Source organism: Neobacillus sp. plas4 (assembly GCF_057221695.1).
In genome coordinates, this window is sequence record NZ_CM170152.1 from 5886028 (window position 1) to 5902444 (window position 16417).

The following is a 16417-nucleotide window of genomic DNA, read 5'->3' on the forward strand; positions in this document are numbered from 1 at the left end:
ACCCGTTCATGTATAAACTTGAAACTTTGTATCCACATCCAGTTAAAAAATGGCATCATTGTATGACTTTGGTTCATCGTTGTTTTCCCCCTTAATGATTTTTTCTTCTATTGATTTCTCTTTTCTCAGCTTCCATAACCGATAGGTGTGATGGGCAATTACCTTTATAACTGCATACACAGGAACCGCTATGATTAACCCAAGAACCCCTCCTATCCGTCCTGCTGCAAGCAGCAGCGATATAATCGTAAGCGGATGGATCTCTAACTTTTTCCCCATCACCTGAGGTGAAATAATGTGTCCTTCAATCTGTTGGACGAAAACCATAACGATGAGGACTTTTACCACCATCATCGGTGAATCGATAGACGCAATAATCAATCCAGGAATTATTGCAAGAATCGGACCGATAAACGGGATGACATTCGTAAACATTGCAAAAATCGCGAGAAGAAGGGAGTAGTCAAGGTCTATAAGCAAATAACCGATAAAAAGCATGACACCGATACAAAAACTAACAAGAATTTGACCCTGGATATAAGAGCTGAGCGCTTCATCTAAATCTGCTAAAATCTTTCGTCCATTTTTCTGCTGCTTGGCTGGCAAAAAACGAAGAATATGCTGTGGCGCCTTTTCACCTTCTTTTAACATGTAATAGAGAATAAAAGGAACAGTCGCAAAGACCGTGACAATACCTGCAAGTACCCCGATAATATTCATTACATTGGTTCCAATTGTTGAGAGACTTGAAGAAACCGACTTTGTAATTGCTTCGGAAACCTTTTCTAAATCAACACTGTCAGTTTCCTGTAAATGATTGATCCATTTACTCTGTTCCAAATCCGTTAATTTGTCTGATACGGCCTCAATAAGTTGAGGTGTGCTATCAACGAAACTCTTCATTTGCTCTTTCAGAAGTGGTCCGCCAAGGTAGATTACTAATGAGATTAAGAGACCGAAAAGTAAATAGATCAACAGGATAGATAGCGTTCTTGGAATATTTTTCAACTGAAGATAATTCACCAGTGGGCGAAATAAGTAATAGAGCACCCCAGCGCACAAGAAGGGAAAAAAGAGTGTTTGGACAAGTAAAAAGACAGGCCGGAAAATAAAATCAATTTTCATTGCGATAAAAATAATTAAAAAAATAAGCAAAAGACCGTAACCCAATCGAAATGCCTTCGCTTGCAGCATATTCCTCACCTCCAATCTTCAAAACCCCTTTATGAATAAATACCCTTTCCTTAATGAAGCTAATCCCACATTTTTATAGATTTGCAAAAAAAGCAGGTTCACAAAAAGACATGCAGAGCATGCACGTCTTTTTGATTTCCTATTAGGCATTGTTTACTTCTTATTGAGTGAAGGTGTAATGTTCAATTTTCCGAGTATATTTTTCACTTTCATTCTATTGGATTCAGAGGCTAACCACTTTGCAACTGATACTCCCATTCCTAAAAGTGTTAAAAGTCCTTTCATTGATAGAACTCGTTTCATATCAAGGCCTCCTTTAAATCGTTTCAAGAAAAGAAGCTTGTACAATTGTGCACAAGCTTCTTTTTGATTCCCGTAATCGGTCATTCCCATTTCAATTGGCTTAGTCGTTATCACGCTGCTTACTCCGCGATTCTCCACCTTTTTGGCCAATTTCTTGATAGAACTCTTTATCGTGGTTTTCTGAGGTTGCCTCTCCGCCTTTGCGGCCAATCTCTTCGTAGAACTCTCTATCGTGGTTCTCGGCGGTTGCCTCTCCGCCTTTGCGGCCAATCTCTTCATAGAACTCTCTATCATGGTTCTCGGCGGTTGCCTCTCCACCCTTACGGCCAATTTCTTCATAGAAATCTTTATCGTGGTTTTCTGAAGTAGCCTCTCCGCCTTTGCGGCCAATTTCTTGATAAAATTCCTTATCATGGTTATTTGAGGTTGCTTCTCCACCCTTGCGTCCAGCTTCTTCCCTGCTCATTGTTTCGTTATCTTTAGCCATTTCTACGTCCTCCTTTAGATTTTTTTGTCTTCAGTCAGATTCGTACCTTTGACTTTCTCATGCGGGTTAACTTCTAACCCTTGCTTATGTAGTACCACCAAATCTCATTTCTAAAACTTCTTTTTCTCTGTTTAATACTTTTGAAATACTCGTAATCTAAATTTCTTTTGAGTTTAAGTTTTAAAACAACGGATATCGGGTATTTAACGTAGAGTGTGTCACTTAGGAGAAAATGCATTGTTAAAAAGGTTGGGGCAGCTTGCAGCCTCAGCCCATTTTTTGATTCAGAGGTGAAGGTATGAATCTATTGTTTCTGCTCATCTATTTCATCATCATTACAACAGTCATCGAAGTTTTTGTGATTCTTTTTCGGCTGACGGATCTCAAATTGGAGGTTTCACGATTTCAGGTCATTTCGTTGATGACAGGTACAGGTTTTACAACTGGGGAGTCGGAGCTGATTTTGGGTCACCCGATTCGCAGGAAACTAGCCACTTTTCTAATCCTTTTCGGGGCCTTCTCCCTTGCGGTTATCATTTCATCGATTAGTACGATACTATCAGATGATCTTCGGACGAAGGAAATTTTATTTATTGCAGGCGGTGTTCTACTTGTCTTTGCACTTTTAAAGTTGAAGAGTGTGCAAACCAAGATATCCAAGTTATTTAAGCAAGATATGAAAGAGAATATTGAACTTGATGAACTGCCAATAAGAGATATCTTTATGTCCGAAAAACAAGATCAGCTGCTCAATCTTCATATCTATAAAGAATCCACTCTCTTTGAAAAACAAATCAGTGAAGTGATTCATGATTATGACAAGTTAGAGTTTGTTGTATTGTTTATCCAAAGAGGCGAATTAAAACTTAGAAAAAATATCTATCACACAAAAATACACGAAGGCGATCAGATCCTGATTTTCGGAGATAAAAATGTCATATCCGAGCTATTAAAAAAGGACATTAAAATCATGGAGGAAAAACTGAAGAATACCCAGCATACGCCGGTCAGTGAGCACCACTCATCATGATATAGTGTATCACCCAGACATAAGAAGGCACACGTTATATAAAATGACGTGTGCCTTCTTATGTTGCTTTAGCTGGCAATTTTTTTAACCTCTAGATACAAAATATGGTGACCAACAGCCTCACGGACCTTGAACAAATATCCATCGTATTTGGCTTCGGTCCCAATATCAACGTCAAAGTTTTGTGTTAGAAACCAGCCGCCGATTGTATCCATTCTTTCATCGGTTATGTTTGTTCCGAGTAAACTGTTAACATCCTCAATCAATACTTTACCATCCAATAAATAATGGTTTTCCTTTACCTTTTGAATCTCTGCCACTTCATCGGCATCAAATTCATCTCTGACTTCACCAACGATTTCCTCAATGATATCTTCCACTGTCACTAATCCTGATGTACCACCGTACTCATCAACAAGGATAGCCATTTGAGTGCGTTCTCTTTGCATTCTCACCAATAGGTCATGGATCGGGATGGTTTCAATGGCTTTCATCACAGGTTTAATGAAAGGTTTTAGACTCACAGCTTCATTATCCATTACTTTTAACGTTAGTATCGCTTTGACGTTTAGTACGCCAATAATGTTGTCTTTATCACCCTCAATGATCGGATATCGGGAATAATTTTCTGATCTTACTCTATCCATCACCTCATCCATAGTATCGTGAATGCCAATCGTGCTTATCTCATTCCGCGGGACCATGATTTCCTTTGCGATCCTCTCATCAAATTCAAAAATATTGTTGACATAGGTTAATTCATTTTGATTGATTTCTCCCTTCTCAAAGCTTTCCGCCAAAAGCAATCGAAGCTCTTCTTCAGAATGAGCTGCTTCATGTTCGGATTCCGGCTTTAAGCCAACCAAACCGACCAGCAGCCTGGCAGAGCCGTTTAGCGCCCAAATAAATGGCCGCATCACTTTCGTAAACCCGATAATGGGTCCAGAGAACAAAAGTGCCACCTCCTCGGCTTTAAGAATGGCAACCGTTTTCGGCGCCAACTCCCCGACTACGACATGTAAAAACGTAACGGAGGCAAAGGCAATAATAAAAGATATTAGATGTGAAATCGATTCATTGATATTTAATGCCGCAAACAAGGGATGGATTAGTTTTTCCACGGTGGGTTCTCCCAGCCACCCGAGGCCGAGTGCCGTAACCGTTATCCCAAGCTGGCAGGCCGATAAGTATTCATCTAAGTGAGTTACCACTTTTTTAGCAGCAACACCACCCTTTTTCCCTTCCGCGATCAATTGATCAATTCTTGAAGGACGTACTTTCACAATTGCAAATTCTACTGCTACAAAAAATCCCGTGAGTGCAATTAAAAGGGCAATCAAGAATAGATTTACAATGGTCATTGATAAGCCTTCCTCCCTTCTTATAAAAAGGCTCTTTTCTTGAGACTTGTTGCTTTTTTGAAAAAAATTCAATTAGAAAAGAGCCTGCAAACTTAGTTCTAAAGCGCTAAAATACTTATTTCCACGTTAAAATCGGTTTTAGGATTTTAACAACTATCAATAAGAGAACAGTCTATAAAAATAACAATCCGAAATCATGTAGATCCGGATTGTTATCTGTTCGTTTAGCCTCAACGAATCTCTTATTCTATTATTTTGTTATCGATTTTATCGTCTAGTTTACGCAGATATTTAGAAGCAAAATCTTTTCCTCCAAGGCCGAATGCAAGCCCAAACGCTAATGCCAATCCGCCTAATAGGAGAATAAATGCCGCATTGACGATGGAGTGCGCAACACCTAGTTGGTCTAGTGCCATAAAGATGGTAATCGAGAAAATGGCATATTTCGCAACCGCCGCGAGCGTTCTAGAATAGCTGTTTTTAAGAATATTTTGCAGTATACGTTCTACTAAGTTTCCTAAGTATAAACCAATCCCTAAGATAATAAGGGCAGCAAACAACATCGGTAAGTACGAAATCACAGCTGTTCCTAAGACGACAAGGAACTCCAATTGGACAATTTGTAATGCTTCGACAGTAAATAATAAAATGACGACAATTTTTGCTATCAATCCAATGATTTGAGAGAGTGTATAGGTTGATTGCTCAGGCTTAAGTGAGCCGACACCCATGTGGGTAAAGACACTATCAACCTTTAATCGCCACAGCATTTGTGCAACGACTTTCTCCACCCATTTTCCAAGCCATATCCCGATTAAAATAAGAATTACGGCCACAGCAATGTTCGGGATCACCGATACAACATCTTGAAGCATAGCAATAGCTGGATCCGAAATGCCCTTTAATTCAAGCTTTTCTAAGGCTGTAATGATGGTTGGGATTAAGATTAAAATAAACGCGATGTTTCCGATAATACTGGAAAGACTTGTCGTATCCGTCGTTTTTACGATTCCCAAACGCTGGCCAAGCTTTTCAGTCCCAATACTGCTTAAGAAGTTTGTTAAAATATCTCGGACTATTTTCGCAATTAACCAGCCGACAAACACAATCAGGGCCGCGGCAAATAGCTTAGGTATAAAGGCCAGTAAGGTTGAAAGCGTATCAGCAAATGGTTCTGAGACTCCTTCGATCTGCAAGGCTCCTAATACTCCAGGCAAGAATAGTAGAAGGACAAAATAGAAAATTGCATTTGCGATACTGTTAACCTTATTTACCGCTTCACTTTGACTGATGGCGATTTTCCATTGAACGAATCGGCGTTCTAAATGCAGCAGAGCCGCACCCTTTTTAAATAACATACGAAGCAGCGACGCAATACCCCAGGCTAAAAGTAAAATCAGTGCAGCTTTTAAAACGTTTGGAATCGCTGCTGTAATCATCGTGAGCATTTGTACAAGCGGCGTGGCAATAAGACTTAAGTTAAGCATATTAAAAAAGATAATCCACACTACTACCAGTAAGATATAATACACAATTTTTCCAATAATAACTTCCGAAGAATATTTCCTTGTCCCTATGTTTGCAAACAACTTATCGTCAAATCTTGTTTTTCTTAAAAGGGCTTCCACACTTTTTCCTATGCTTTTGGCAATCAGCCAGCCAACCAATAAGACTAAAAGGGCAAATAATAGGTTGGGAAGCTGATAAAAGTATGAAGTCCATCCTGTCATCATCGAGTTTAGATTCATTCTACCTATCTCCTTTTCTACTTTTTACTAGATAAGGTCCCAAATTCAAATTTAGTCTGTTTCTGGATTTTTATTCTCTAACTCATCCTTTTGTTCTCCATCCGTGACGCCATTATCCTGATCCACTCCGTCTCCACAGCCTGTCAGCGCACCAAGTGTTAATCCAAAAATCATACCTGTCATCATTAATTTCTTTTTCCACGTTTTATTCATTGTTATTTCCTCCTTTAATTTGTCTACTATGCTTTTACCCTTTAAGTAAGTAAGCTAAACAAAAAATGTTCATTTTCTAGCAACTTAAATTTTTTTAAAAAAGCTATTTAATAGAAAGAAAACGGTATAGCCACACTTTTTTACTAAAAAAAGTTTCAGATTTTTCTAAATGGGAATATAAAAAGAGCAGAACAAAACACGACGAAGGAGCTGTTAGTATGAAGAAAAGTTTACTAGTTGGTGGATTGGCTGTTTCTCTTACGCTTGCTGTATTAACGGGATGCGGTGATGGGGTTGACCAGGATAATGGGGTCAGTGATGGACAACTGAAAGACTCAGTAGATAAAGACACGAAGCAAACTGCCGAAGATGCAGTCAATAAAGTAGAAGAAGAATTAAAACAAGCAAAGAAAGATGTAGAGAAAAAAGTTGAGGATAGCGGTATTGGTGATGGTTCTAACCAATAACGCTAAGTAAGAAGAAGACTACAGTAAATATAAAAACAAGGAGGCTGAACAAAATGAATAAAGATAAAGTGAATGGATATGTAGATACCATTAAAGGAAAGGCAAAAGAGCAATGGGGTAAACTGACGGATGACCGTTCAACAGAAACCGAAGGTAAAGTCGATCAAGCTAAAGGTAAAGTTAAAGAAGAAGTTGGGAAAATAAAGGATGAATCATCAAGATAGTTACCGATAAACTATGAATCTTTCGAAACAAATAATAGAGGAGGAGTTCAAATTGAACAAGGTTGAAAGGACGGTAGTAGGTGTTTATGAAACAGAACAGGAAGCGATTTTAGCCATTGAAGATCTTGTTAAACAAGGATACAACAAGCAGGATATCTGTGTCGTGGGACAAGATCTCAAAAATGTGAATCATATTGCCGATCAAACCGGTACGGTAGCGGAAGAAAGTGCTGCGACAGGTGCATTGGCAGGTGGAACACTTGGCGGCCTGACAGGTTTACTTGTAGGAGTAGGTGCTCTGGCAATCCCTGGAGCCGGCCCAATCATCGCCGCTGGCCCGATTGCTTCAAGTTTAATCGGAGCCATAGCGGGTGCAGGTCTAGGAGGCTTAACAGGTGCCTTAATTGGTATCGGTATTCCTGACGATGAGGCTGAATACTACGGGAACTCTGTTAAAGAAGGAAAAATATTAGTTCTGGTCAAGAATAGAATGTCTAATGATATGGATGACATGAATTCCTTAGCGGCAGCAAACAATAGTTCGATGGCACAGGATTGGAGCGAACTAAAGCAGCTTGGCAATGAAATGAAGAATAGTGATTCGAAGGAAGATCTGCAGGAAAAAAGAAAAGTCCCGGATCCTTTGCAATAAAACAAAAAGTAACGGTCCCTCCGAAGGACCGTTACTTTTTGTTAAGAAGAGGCCCCCTGCCTCTTCTTTTTATATTTAGCCCCAATGGTTTTGACCATGGCCGGGTCCTTCCCCCAAAGTTGCCGGCCGGTGATTCTCCCTATTGTAAAAAGTCTGCAAATTGGTTGAAGTTTTCGTTCACGAAGTCGACGGCAATGTCTGGGAAAATTCCAAACAGTATCGACGCTGCGACGGTGACGATGAGAACAACCACGATTCCAACTGGAATCTTTGGAAACTTGCTGTCGTCCGCTGCTGGGCGGAAGAACATTTGTGTCATGATGCCGAAGTAATAGATGTACGACACTACTGTTGTGGCAATCATAACGGACGCCAATACATAATGCGGCTCCTGGACCATAAAGGCACCAATAAAAATGTTCATCTTTCCAATGAAGCCTGCTGTTCCTGGGAAGCCTGCTAGTGCAACCAACAAGATCCCCATTGCAACCGCAAGAACCGGTGAGCGGCGATACAAGCCTGCAAAATCAGCGATCCGTGTCGAACCTGTCTTCTCCTCCACCAACTGAATGATGGCAAAAGCCCCTAGGTTCATGAATAAGTAAGCTAATAAATAGAACCAAACCGTATAAAAGAAGTTCGAACTCAATGACGTGAACGCCACAAGAACGTAACCCGCATGGGCAATACTTGAGTAGGCAAACATTCTTTTAATATTGCTTTGTCTTAGTGCGACCACGTTTCCGATAATCATTGTTGCACCGGCAACGACCGCGATATAGTCCTGCATATTATAAAGAATTGGCATCGAGCCTGGACCTTCTGTAGCTGCTACACCGAACACAGAAATCAAAATCCGCGCCACAATCACAAAGCCTGCTGTTTTTGAAACAACGCTTAGGAATGCTGTAACCGGCGTTGGTGCCCCTTGATAAACATCTGGTGCCCACATATGGAACGGAGCAGCCGCGAGTTTAAAGGCCAATCCAACGAAGATCATTAAGAACGCCAGTCCGAGCAAATACGCATGCTGCGGGTCTGCTAAGCCCTGGAGTGCACCAGCAATGGCGATTAAATTTGTTGTTCCCGTTAAGCCGTATACATAACTCATTCCGAACATCGTAATCGCAGTGGCTATTGAACCATTGATGACGTATTTCATCGCCGACTCGTTTGATTTCAAATTGCGCTTCTTAATACCCGCTAAAATATAAGAAGAAATGGATAACAACTCAAGACCAATAAATAATGTGATTAAATCTCCGCTTGAAGTCATAATCATTCCGCCGAGTAATCCGGTTAGGAATAGATAATAAAATTCTCCTTTGTACTCTTCCAGACCCTCATCTCCCTTATAGGAGACAGCTAAAAAGAGTACAAGTGCCGCACCTGCAAGAAGCAGGAATTTGAATGCTTTTCCAAAAGAATCAAGACGGAACGTGTCGTCTAAAATGGATTCAGGCGCTGCACCTACCAGCCCAGCAAGGGAAGCCATTGCGGCGAAAATCGCGGCAATCGCCACCCAGCCAAGGATGCGGCGGTCTTGTTTTTTCGGCATAAATAAATCGATTAATGTAAGAAGCGCTGCAACACCAACGATGATGAACTCTGGTGTCATGATGCCCCAATTGTATGATGTTAATTCCTCAAGACTCATCCTTCATCACCCTCCTAACCCTAGCATAATCGTTTCAAGTGTGGCTTGAAGCGGTGAGCTTAGAACGCTTGGTACTACTCCAATTAAGAGTATTAAGCCAATCAGGACTAGAACCGGTACGAATTCAACGCCCTTTAAATCAACGATTCCTGTAAACTCTCGGTGTGATTGACCATAGGTAATGCCGAGTACGGCACGTAATAAATAGACGGCAGTCATGATAATCCCGATGCAGCCGACCGCAGCGATCCAAGGCATTTCTTCGAATAATCCTAAGAATGCCATAAATTCACTGACGAATCCGGACAATCCCGGCAATCCAAGCGAAGCCATCGCGCCTGCCAGCAAGAAGCCGGAGGCAATTGGCATTCCCTTTGCCATTCCGCCAAGGTTCTCCATGAGTGAAGTATCGGTGCGCTCATAGAAGGCACCCACTAGGAAGAACAACAGCGCTGAGATTAATCCGTGTGAAACCACTTGGAAAATTGCTCCCTGCACGCCTGCCTCGTTCATGGCAGCTAACCCGATTAATACGATTCCCATGTGAGAAATCGAGGAGTAGGCCAAAACCATTTTAAAGTCGGTTTGAATGAACGCCAGGAACGCTCCGTAGAGGAGGTTTACGACCCCAAGGATGGCGATTAATACCGCTAGGGTTTCAAACTGCTCCGGAAAAATTCCCATTCCAAAACGAATTAATCCGTACGCACCGATTTTCAATAGAATACCAGAGTGAATCATAACAACTGATGGCGGTGCTTGTACGTGAACGCGAAGCATCCAGCTGTGTAACGGGAAGATTGGTAATTTTACGCCAAAGGCAATCAGAAGCGCAATGAATAGACCAAGTTTTAAGTCTCCCGAAAGCGGGATATTCGGATCGTTCATAATTTGTGTCAAGATTTCGATATTGGTTGTTCCCGTTTTTGCAAACAGAATCATAATCACGATTAACAGTACAGCTGAGCCTAAACCGTTGTAGATTAAGAAGCTGTAAGCAGCTTTTTCTTTTTCAAAATAACCCCATTTTCCGATTAGGAAGAAGGTTGGGATTAAAGTAATTTCAAAGAATAAGAAAAATAGAACTAAGTTTTCAGCGGTGAATACTCCGAGCATTCCGATTTCTAGCAACAGGAACAGCATGAAGTAGCCTTTCCATTCGTGTTTAATATAAATGGAGGCAATCGCTGCAAGTGTTGCCACTACGGCTGTCAGGACGACTAACAGCATGGTTAAGCCGCTGACGCCAAGCTCATAGTTTACTTGCCAATAGCCAGCCTCAGTCCCCTGCAGGCCGCCGAAGGTAATCCATTCTTTTGCTACATTAAAGTCACTTAACGCTTTACCTGCTAGATAGTGGAGATATAAGCCCATGGCAATTCCCAGTGCTGGCAGTGTGGCTAAGAAGCCAACGATTTTAATCAGTTTTTCCTGCGTTTTCGGCAGCAGGGCCAAAACGATGATTCCAAGTAACGGGGAGAATACTAATATTGATAGAACGAAAGAAAGATCCATTTATAAGTACCCCCCTGTTAACACAAAGATGACCGCTAGTAATGCCAGACCAACAAAAGCAACGGCTGCATAGGTTTGGATTTGACCGCTTTGCATCTTCGATCCAGCCGCTCCAAGGCCTTGAACAATCCCTGCTACGCCCTTCATGATTCCCTCGACAAGGAAAACATCAATAAAGCGTAAGAAATAACTGATTCCTTTTGTGATGGCCACTACCGACATTTGATAGAATTCGTCAATGTAATATTTGTTCAGCAAAATGCTGTGAAGCGTATCGCCGCTGCCAGAAAGCCAGTTGCGTGCGATGGAACGCTTATAGTAAATCAGGTAAGCAAGGTAGATACCTGCTAAGGATACAACCGTTGCTGCAATCATAATCCACATTGGACCTGCGATATGGCTATGTCCAAGTGCTTCATTTCCATCCACAAGCCATGCACCCAGGTTGTGGTTGAATGGTGTTTGCACGTAACCAGCGATGATGGCGAGGACGCCAAGAACGATCATTGGGAACGTCATAACCGATGGTGATTCGTGAACATTTTTCATTGGGCTCCGCGCTTCTCCGGTAAATACCATGAAGAATAAGCGGAACATATAAAACGCGGTCATAAATGCCGCCGCCAGCGCCAGTAAGAACAGAATTGGATGTCCGCCTTCCCAGGCTGCGATTAAAATTTCATCTTTACTGAAGAACCCCGAGAATAATGGTACACCGCTGATGGCAAGTGTTCCGATTAAGAATAGCGGTGCGGTAAACTTTAGCTTTTTCCAAAGTCCGCCCATTTCTTCGATATTCTGTGTGTGTACGGCGTGAATCACACTTCCGGCTGCTAAGAACAGCAATGCTTTGAAGAAAGCATGTGTCATTAGGTGGAAAACACCGGCAACATATCCAGCAGAGCCTAATGCTAACATCATGTAGCCGAGCTGGCTGACAGTCGAGTATGCTAGAACGCGTTTAATATCGGTTTGAACAAGACCGATGCTGGCTGCAAAAATTGCCGTAAACGCACCGATGACGGCAATCGTTAACAGTGCTGTTTCACTCGCTGCAAACAGCGGGAATAGTGCAGCAACCAGGTATACACCGGCTGCAACCATTGTTGCCGCGTGGATTAACGCAGAAACAGGTGTCGGACCTTCCATTGCGTCCGGTAACCAGGTGTGAAGCGGGAACTGACCTGATTTACCAACAGCTCCGATAAAGATTAAGATCGCTGTTAAGGTAATCATCGTCGTTGATACAGCACCGGCCTCAACAGCACGGAAAATTTCACTGTATTCAAAGCTTTTTGTTTCCCAAAATAATAAAATCATCCCGATCAAGAGACCAACGTCCCCGATACGAGTCATAATGAACGCTTTTTTTGCCGCAGCCTTCGCTTCTTCTTTGTTGAAATAGAATCCGATTAAGAGGAAGGAACCGACTCCGACAAGCTCCCAGAAAATGTACGTTTGCAGCAGGTTTGGCGAGATGACCAAGCCAAGCATTGCAAATGTAAATAGTCCTAAATAGGCATAGAATACTGGAAACCGCTCATCCCCATGCATATATCCCTTTGAATATGTATGAACAAGGAAGCTGACGAGCGAGACAATCACAAGCATTAATGCATTCAATTGATTCACTTCAAAGCCCGCTGTTAAAGAAATATCTCCTATCCTGAGCCACTCCGTTGAAGTTTTAAACGTTGGTTGCGTAAAACGCTCGAACAACACCAACAACGAATACACAAGCGCGGCCAGCGTTGCGAGAATACCCACATACGCACTCGCATCCCGGAGACGCTTACCAAATAGAAGAAGAATCAAAAACGATAATAGCGGGAAAAGCGGTATGATCCATGCATTTTCCATCATCATCACAATCCCCTTTTTTAAAAATGGTGCAACTATGGTGCCCAAATATGGTGCCTGTCACCCAGGGTGAATTTTTTCAATAAAATTCACCGGCGTGGACACTGTCCACCTGAGGCGGACACTAACTGACCAACAAAGGCACACACCATTAATTACCAATTTGTCCACCTGGAATGGACAGTGTCTTTTTGCGGTGACAGGCACCGCATTACTAAAAAAAATATATCCACTACAAATTAATTTTTCATTGTATCCATTTCGTCGATGTTGACGGTTTTGCGGTTGCGGTACAGGGCAATTAAGATTGCCAGACCTACTGCTGCTTCTGCAGCGGCTACGCTGATCATGAACAACGCGAAGATTTGTCCGGTAATGGATGGTGCCACTCCGTATTTGCTGAAGGTTACCAGGTTAATGTTGACGGCATTCAGCATAAGTTCGATTGAGATGAGGACGATAACAGTGTTTCTCTTTGTCAGTGCCCCGTACAATCCGATACAGAATAAAATCAGTGCGAGTGCCAGGAAGGCTGAAGCAGGAACTGAACTCATTCCTTGTCACCCTCCTTCTCTTCTTTCTTTGCCAGAACAATCGATCCGACAAGTGCCACTAATAGTAAAACCGATGTTGCTTCAAACGGAATCACCCATTTAGAATACAGGGCTTCCCCAATTTTCATTGTATTGTCGACATGGAGGTCTGTTGGAACCTGTACGACATTGAAATCATAAATCCCAATGTATACTGCTGCCGCAAAGCCCACTACGCCTAGAAAAATAAACACCTTTCTCCATTTGCCTGTGGTTGTTTCCTCATTATCATCATGCTTCGTTAACATAATCCCAAACAGCATGATAATGGTAATTGCACCGGAATAAATCAATACTTGCACCGCAGCAACAAATTCTGCTGACAGTACCACGTAAATCCCGGCAATGGCAACGAATGTGAAGATGAGGGCAACTACCATATGCACGACTTTGGTAAGGTTCAATAACAGGACGCCGCCAATGATAGCGACAAGGGCGAGGCCCATAAATGCGATAAACTCGCCTGAAAGTGTCATGGTTTATTCACCTGCCGTACGTTTTCGTCGTTCTCATCTAACCATTCAAGGTTTTTAAATAACATATCACGGCTGTATGACGCTAACTCAAAGTTATTGGTCATGACAATCGCTTCCGTTGGACAAACCTCTGTACACAAATCACAAAGGATACAAATCTCGAAATTGATATCGTAGGTATCGATGATTTTCCCCTTTTTCGTTGGATCCGGATGTTTTTTCCCCGTTAGATTAATACATTCCGTCGGGCAAATGTTCATGCACTGATTACACACGATACACTTTTCCGGATAGAACTTTTGAATTCCACGGAAACGGTCCGGAAGCGGAAGCGGCTCATCTGGATAATTATAGGTTACCTTTTCTTTCGTCAGCTGTTTTAGGGTATATTTCAAGCCTTTTGTAAATCCAAGCACGTTTTTCACCCCTTTTTCATTTTAAAAATACAAACTACATTCGTATGATAAACCCTTTTAAGGACTGTGCTTATCGCGATTGCCCCACTAGGTTCTTTTTTCAAGAAGCCTTAAAAAAATAATGTTTTGATTAATGCTGTTAAGAAGATGTTTGCCAGTGCAACTGGGAATAGTACCTTCCAAGCGAATTCCATTAATCGGTCGATTCGGAAACGTGGAAGTGTTGCCCGTAACCACATGTAAACAAAGACAACAGTACAAAATTTAAGTGCGAACCATACTGCTCCAGGGATAAATCCTAAGAATTCAAATGGTGGCAGCCATCCGCCTAAGAATATGACAGTAATTAAGGATGACATCGCAAACATATAAACATATTCTGTAAGCATAAAGAATGCCCAACGGAATCCAGAGTACTCAACAAAGTATCCGGCAACCAATTCATTCTCTGATTCTGGCAGGTCAAATGGCGTCCGGTTTAATTCCGCAATGGATGCGATGAAAAACACGATGAACGCTACTGGCTGCAAGAGAATGAACCAAGCTGTTTCTCCCTGTTGTGCAACGATATCTGACAAGTTCAAGCTTCCGGTTAATAGGATAACTCCCAGCACGGACATAACGAGCGGTATTTCATAGGAGATCATTTGTGCACCCGCACGCATTCCTCCTAGGAGCGCATATTTATTGTTGGACGCCCAGCCGCCGAGTACCATACCAAATACGGTCATTCCGGAAACAGCAATATAATAGAGCAGGCCAACCCCGATATCCGCGAATTGGAATTTGTCCGTAAACGGAATGGTCGCGAGCACCATGAAGGCCGGTGTGAAGGCAATGATTGGCGCGATGATAAATAACGGCCTGTCGGCTGCCTTTGGAATAATGTCTTCCTTTATTAAGAGTTTCAGAACGTCGGCTACGGTTTGCAATAATCCCCACTTACCGCCGAGCTGGTTAGGGCCGTGACGGGCCTGCATGTATCCTAAAACCTTACGTTCTGCTAATATCGCATATGTTACGAAACCTAAGACTACCAATAGTAAGACAACTGCGAGTAAAAAGAAGATACCAAAGTTCATCAAGCCTGGACTTGACTGGAGCAACTCTTCTACCATTAGCCGTCCACCTCCCCGAGGACAATGTCAACTGCCCCTAAAATCGCAATCAAGTTTGCAATGTTTTCGCCTACTAATAATTTCGGGAGAATCTGCAGATTATAAAATGAAGGTCTTCTAAACTTCAAGCGGTACGGCTCTTTTTTACCGTCACTTGAGATATAGCAGCCAATCTCTCCACGTGGAGATTCAATTCTAACAAATGCTTCCCCTTTTGGTGCTTTAATGATTTTTGGCACCTTTGCCATAATTTCGCCTTCTGCAGGGAACTGTTCACAGGCCTGCTCAAGGATTTTCAGGGATTCTTCAATCTCTTCTAGGCGGACATGGTAACGTGCCAAGCAATCCCCTTCGTCACGTGTCACGACATTAAAGTCAAAACGGTCGTAAATGGAGTACGGCTCATCTTTGCGGAGGTCCCATTTCACGCCGGTACTGCGAAGGTTCGGACCGCTGAGTGAATAGTTAATGGCGTCTTCTTTTGAATAAACGCCAACCCCTTTTACCCGGTCTAAAAAGATTTCATTTCCAGATACGAGGTTGTGGTAACCTTTCAGCTGTTCGCGTAAATAAGGAACAAATTCCTTAACACTGTCGACCCAGCCTTCCGGAGCGTCCCACTTTACCCCGCCGACACGCATATAGTTGAAGGTCAAACGAGCACCTGATAATTCGTTTAGCATATTGATAATCATTTCACGGTCACGGAACGCATAGATGAACGGACTTGTGGCACCAAGGTCAAGGATATACGTACCCCAGGCAACAAGGTGGCTGGCGATACGCCCTAATTCCATTGCCATTACCCGGAGGAAGTCGGCCCGTTCCGGCACTTGAATGCCCATCATCGTTTCGACAGCATGACAGATGACATAGTTGTTTGTCATCGCGGACAAATAGTCCATCCGGTCAGTGTACGGGATGATTTGTGTATATTGCAGGCTCTCTGCCAATTTTTCCGTTCCGCGGTGTAAATAGCCGATGACCGGTGTTGCTTCCGTGATGATTTCGCCATCGATCTTGACAACCAGCCGGAATACTCCGTGTGTACTAGGATGCTGAGGACCGACGTTAAGCAGCATTTCTTCAGTTCTAATCATTGG

General features: G+C 42.4%; 18 protein-coding genes. 4 read left to right on the plus strand and 14 right to left on the minus strand.

Annotation, left to right across the window (positions count from 1 at the left end):
• Window positions 1-42: 42 nt before the first annotated feature.
• The 3 genes from AC2TFD_RS29280 to gsiB all read right to left on the minus strand — a co-directional run bounded on the left by AC2TFD_RS29280 (window position 43) and on the right by gsiB (window position 1984).
• Entirely contained in the window at window positions 43-1194 is a 1152-nt protein-coding gene (locus AC2TFD_RS29280; RefSeq protein WP_484674630.1) for an AI-2E family transporter, read from the minus strand.
• Window positions 1195-1347: 153 nt separating this feature from the next.
• Window positions 1348-1611: a hypothetical protein gene (locus AC2TFD_RS29285; protein WP_484674631.1), complete on the minus strand. Its 264-nt coding sequence runs from the start codon at window positions 1609-1611 to the stop codon at window positions 1348-1350.
• Entirely contained in the window at window positions 1598-1984 is a 387-nt protein-coding gene (gene gsiB, locus AC2TFD_RS29290; protein WP_484674632.1) for a glucose starvation-inducible protein GsiB, read from the minus strand. Before gsiB ends, AC2TFD_RS29285 begins: the two co-directional genes overlap by 14 nt.
• A gap of 298 nt (window positions 1985-2282) precedes the next feature.
• Between gsiB and AC2TFD_RS29295 the strand changes: the two genes are divergently transcribed.
• Window positions 2283-3014 carry a TrkA C-terminal domain-containing protein gene (locus tag AC2TFD_RS29295; RefSeq protein ID WP_484674633.1) on the plus strand — a complete coding sequence of 244 codons (732 nt, stop codon included), beginning with the start codon at window positions 2283-2285 and terminating at the stop codon, window positions 3012-3014.
• A 68-nt stretch (window positions 3015-3082) separates the two neighbouring features.
• On the opposite strand, the gene AC2TFD_RS29300 is transcribed toward AC2TFD_RS29295, so the two are convergent.
• The 3 genes from AC2TFD_RS29300 to AC2TFD_RS29310 all read right to left on the minus strand — a co-directional run bounded on the left by AC2TFD_RS29300 (window position 3083) and on the right by AC2TFD_RS29310 (window position 6336).
• The gene (locus tag AC2TFD_RS29300) at window positions 3083-4375 is read right to left on the minus strand and encodes a hemolysin family protein (RefSeq protein ID WP_484674634.1); all 1293 of its coding nucleotides are present in this window, start codon (window positions 4373-4375) and stop codon (window positions 3083-3085) included.
• 242 nt (window positions 4376-4617) lie between these two features.
• Complete coding sequence (locus AC2TFD_RS29305) at window positions 4618-6123, minus strand: mechanosensitive ion channel (protein WP_484674635.1); 1506 nt, start codon at window positions 6121-6123, stop codon at window positions 4618-4620.
• A 51-nt stretch (window positions 6124-6174) separates the two neighbouring features.
• Window positions 6175-6336 carry a hypothetical protein gene (locus AC2TFD_RS29310; protein ID WP_484674636.1) on the minus strand — a complete coding sequence of 54 codons (162 nt, stop codon included), beginning with the start codon at window positions 6334-6336 and terminating at the stop codon, window positions 6175-6177.
• A 218-nt stretch (window positions 6337-6554) separates the two neighbouring features.
• Here AC2TFD_RS29310 and AC2TFD_RS29315 point away from each other — a divergent pair, with 218 nt between their 5' ends.
• From AC2TFD_RS29315 to AC2TFD_RS29325, 3 genes are read left to right on the plus strand one after another with little or no spacing between them, the layout of a single operon-like run.
• Window positions 6555-6803, plus strand: a complete 249-nt coding sequence (locus AC2TFD_RS29315; RefSeq protein ID WP_484674637.1) for a hypothetical protein — start codon at window positions 6555-6557, stop codon at window positions 6801-6803.
• 53 nt (window positions 6804-6856) lie between these two features.
• A complete protein-coding gene (locus tag AC2TFD_RS29320) occupies window positions 6857-7027 on the plus strand; it encodes a CsbD family protein (RefSeq protein WP_484674638.1) in 171 nt (56 codons plus the stop codon).
• Window positions 7028-7079: 52 nt separating this feature from the next.
• Entirely contained in the window at window positions 7080-7679 is a 600-nt protein-coding gene (locus AC2TFD_RS29325) for a general stress protein (protein WP_484674639.1), read from the plus strand.
• Window positions 7680-7818: 139 nt separating this feature from the next.
• Here the strand turns inward: AC2TFD_RS29325 and nuoN are convergent, their stop codons facing one another.
• From nuoN to AC2TFD_RS29365, 8 genes are all read right to left on the minus strand, one after another.
• Window positions 7819-9336 (minus strand): NADH-quinone oxidoreductase subunit NuoN, encoded by a 1518-nt coding sequence (gene nuoN, locus AC2TFD_RS29330; RefSeq protein WP_484674640.1) that lies wholly within the window; start codon window positions 9334-9336, stop codon window positions 7819-7821.
• 6 nt (window positions 9337-9342) lie between these two features.
• Window positions 9343-10851 (minus strand): NADH-quinone oxidoreductase subunit M, encoded by a 1509-nt coding sequence (locus AC2TFD_RS29335; protein WP_484674641.1) that lies wholly within the window; start codon window positions 10849-10851, stop codon window positions 9343-9345.
• Window positions 10852-12714, minus strand: coding sequence for an NADH-quinone oxidoreductase subunit L (gene nuoL / locus AC2TFD_RS29340; RefSeq protein ID WP_335510915.1), 1863 nt, complete (start codon window positions 12712-12714; stop codon window positions 10852-10854).
• Between the two features lie 236 nt (window positions 12715-12950).
• The gene (gene nuoK / locus AC2TFD_RS29345; protein WP_335569548.1) at window positions 12951-13265 is read right to left on the minus strand and encodes an NADH-quinone oxidoreductase subunit NuoK; all 315 of its coding nucleotides are present in this window, start codon (window positions 13263-13265) and stop codon (window positions 12951-12953) included.
• Window positions 13262-13780: an NADH-quinone oxidoreductase subunit J gene (locus tag AC2TFD_RS29350; RefSeq protein ID WP_335569549.1), complete on the minus strand. Its 519-nt coding sequence runs from the start codon at window positions 13778-13780 to the stop codon at window positions 13262-13264. Before AC2TFD_RS29350 ends, nuoK begins: the two co-directional genes overlap by 4 nt.
• Complete coding sequence (nuoI, locus tag AC2TFD_RS29355; RefSeq protein WP_063255622.1) at window positions 13777-14196, minus strand: NADH-quinone oxidoreductase subunit NuoI; 420 nt, start codon at window positions 14194-14196, stop codon at window positions 13777-13779. The genes AC2TFD_RS29350 and nuoI overlap by 4 nt, the downstream gene beginning before the upstream one ends.
• A 110-nt stretch (window positions 14197-14306) precedes the next feature.
• The gene (gene nuoH, locus AC2TFD_RS29360; protein ID WP_335569550.1) at window positions 14307-15314 is read right to left on the minus strand and encodes an NADH-quinone oxidoreductase subunit NuoH; all 1008 of its coding nucleotides are present in this window, start codon (window positions 15312-15314) and stop codon (window positions 14307-14309) included.
• Entirely contained in the window at window positions 15314-16414 is a 1101-nt protein-coding gene (locus AC2TFD_RS29365; RefSeq protein ID WP_335510925.1) for an NADH-quinone oxidoreductase subunit D, read from the minus strand. The genes nuoH and AC2TFD_RS29365 overlap by 1 nt, the downstream gene beginning before the upstream one ends.
• Between the last annotated feature and the right edge of the window lie 3 nt (window positions 16415-16417).

Excerpts from the sequence above, each read along its gene's own strand:
- AC2TFD_RS29280 (WP_484674630.1), bottom strand. The coding sequence starts at position 1,194 with ATGCTGCAAGCGAAGGCATTTCGATTGGGTTACGGTCTTTTGCTTATT.
- gsiB (WP_484674632.1), bottom strand. The coding sequence starts at position 1,984 with ATGGCTAAAGATAACGAAACAATGAGCAGGGAAGAAGCTGGACGCAAG.
- AC2TFD_RS29295 (WP_484674633.1), top strand. The coding sequence starts at position 2,283 with ATGAATCTATTGTTTCTGCTCATCTATTTCATCATCATTACAACAGTC.
- AC2TFD_RS29300 (WP_484674634.1), bottom strand. The coding sequence starts at position 4,375 with ATGACCATTGTAAATCTATTCTTGATTGCCCTTTTAATTGCACTCACG.
- AC2TFD_RS29305 (WP_484674635.1), bottom strand. The coding sequence starts at position 6,123 with ATGAATCTAAACTCGATGATGACAGGATGGACTTCATACTTTTATCAG.
- AC2TFD_RS29310 (WP_484674636.1), bottom strand. The coding sequence starts at position 6,336 with ATGAATAAAACGTGGAAAAAGAAATTAATGATGACAGGTATGATTTTT.
- AC2TFD_RS29315 (WP_484674637.1), top strand. The coding sequence starts at position 6,555 with ATGAAGAAAAGTTTACTAGTTGGTGGATTGGCTGTTTCTCTTACGCTT.
- AC2TFD_RS29320 (WP_484674638.1), top strand. The coding sequence starts at position 6,857 with ATGAATAAAGATAAAGTGAATGGATATGTAGATACCATTAAAGGAAAG.
- nuoN (WP_484674640.1), bottom strand. The coding sequence starts at position 9,336 with ATGAGTCTTGAGGAATTAACATCATACAATTGGGGCATCATGACACCA.
- AC2TFD_RS29335 (WP_484674641.1), bottom strand. The coding sequence starts at position 10,851 with ATGGATCTTTCTTTCGTTCTATCAATATTAGTATTCTCCCCGTTACTT.
- nuoL (WP_335510915.1), bottom strand. The coding sequence starts at position 12,714 with ATGATGGAAAATGCATGGATCATACCGCTTTTCCCGCTATTATCGTTT.
- nuoK (WP_335569548.1), bottom strand. The coding sequence starts at position 13,265 with ATGAGTTCAGTTCCTGCTTCAGCCTTCCTGGCACTCGCACTGATTTTA.
- AC2TFD_RS29350 (WP_335569549.1), bottom strand. The coding sequence starts at position 13,780 with ATGACACTTTCAGGCGAGTTTATCGCATTTATGGGCCTCGCCCTTGTC.
- nuoH (WP_335569550.1), bottom strand. The coding sequence starts at position 15,314 with ATGGTAGAAGAGTTGCTCCAGTCAAGTCCAGGCTTGATGAACTTTGGT.
- AC2TFD_RS29365 (WP_335510925.1), bottom strand. The coding sequence starts at position 16,414 with ATGATTAGAACTGAAGAAATGCTGCTTAACGTCGGTCCTCAGCATCCT.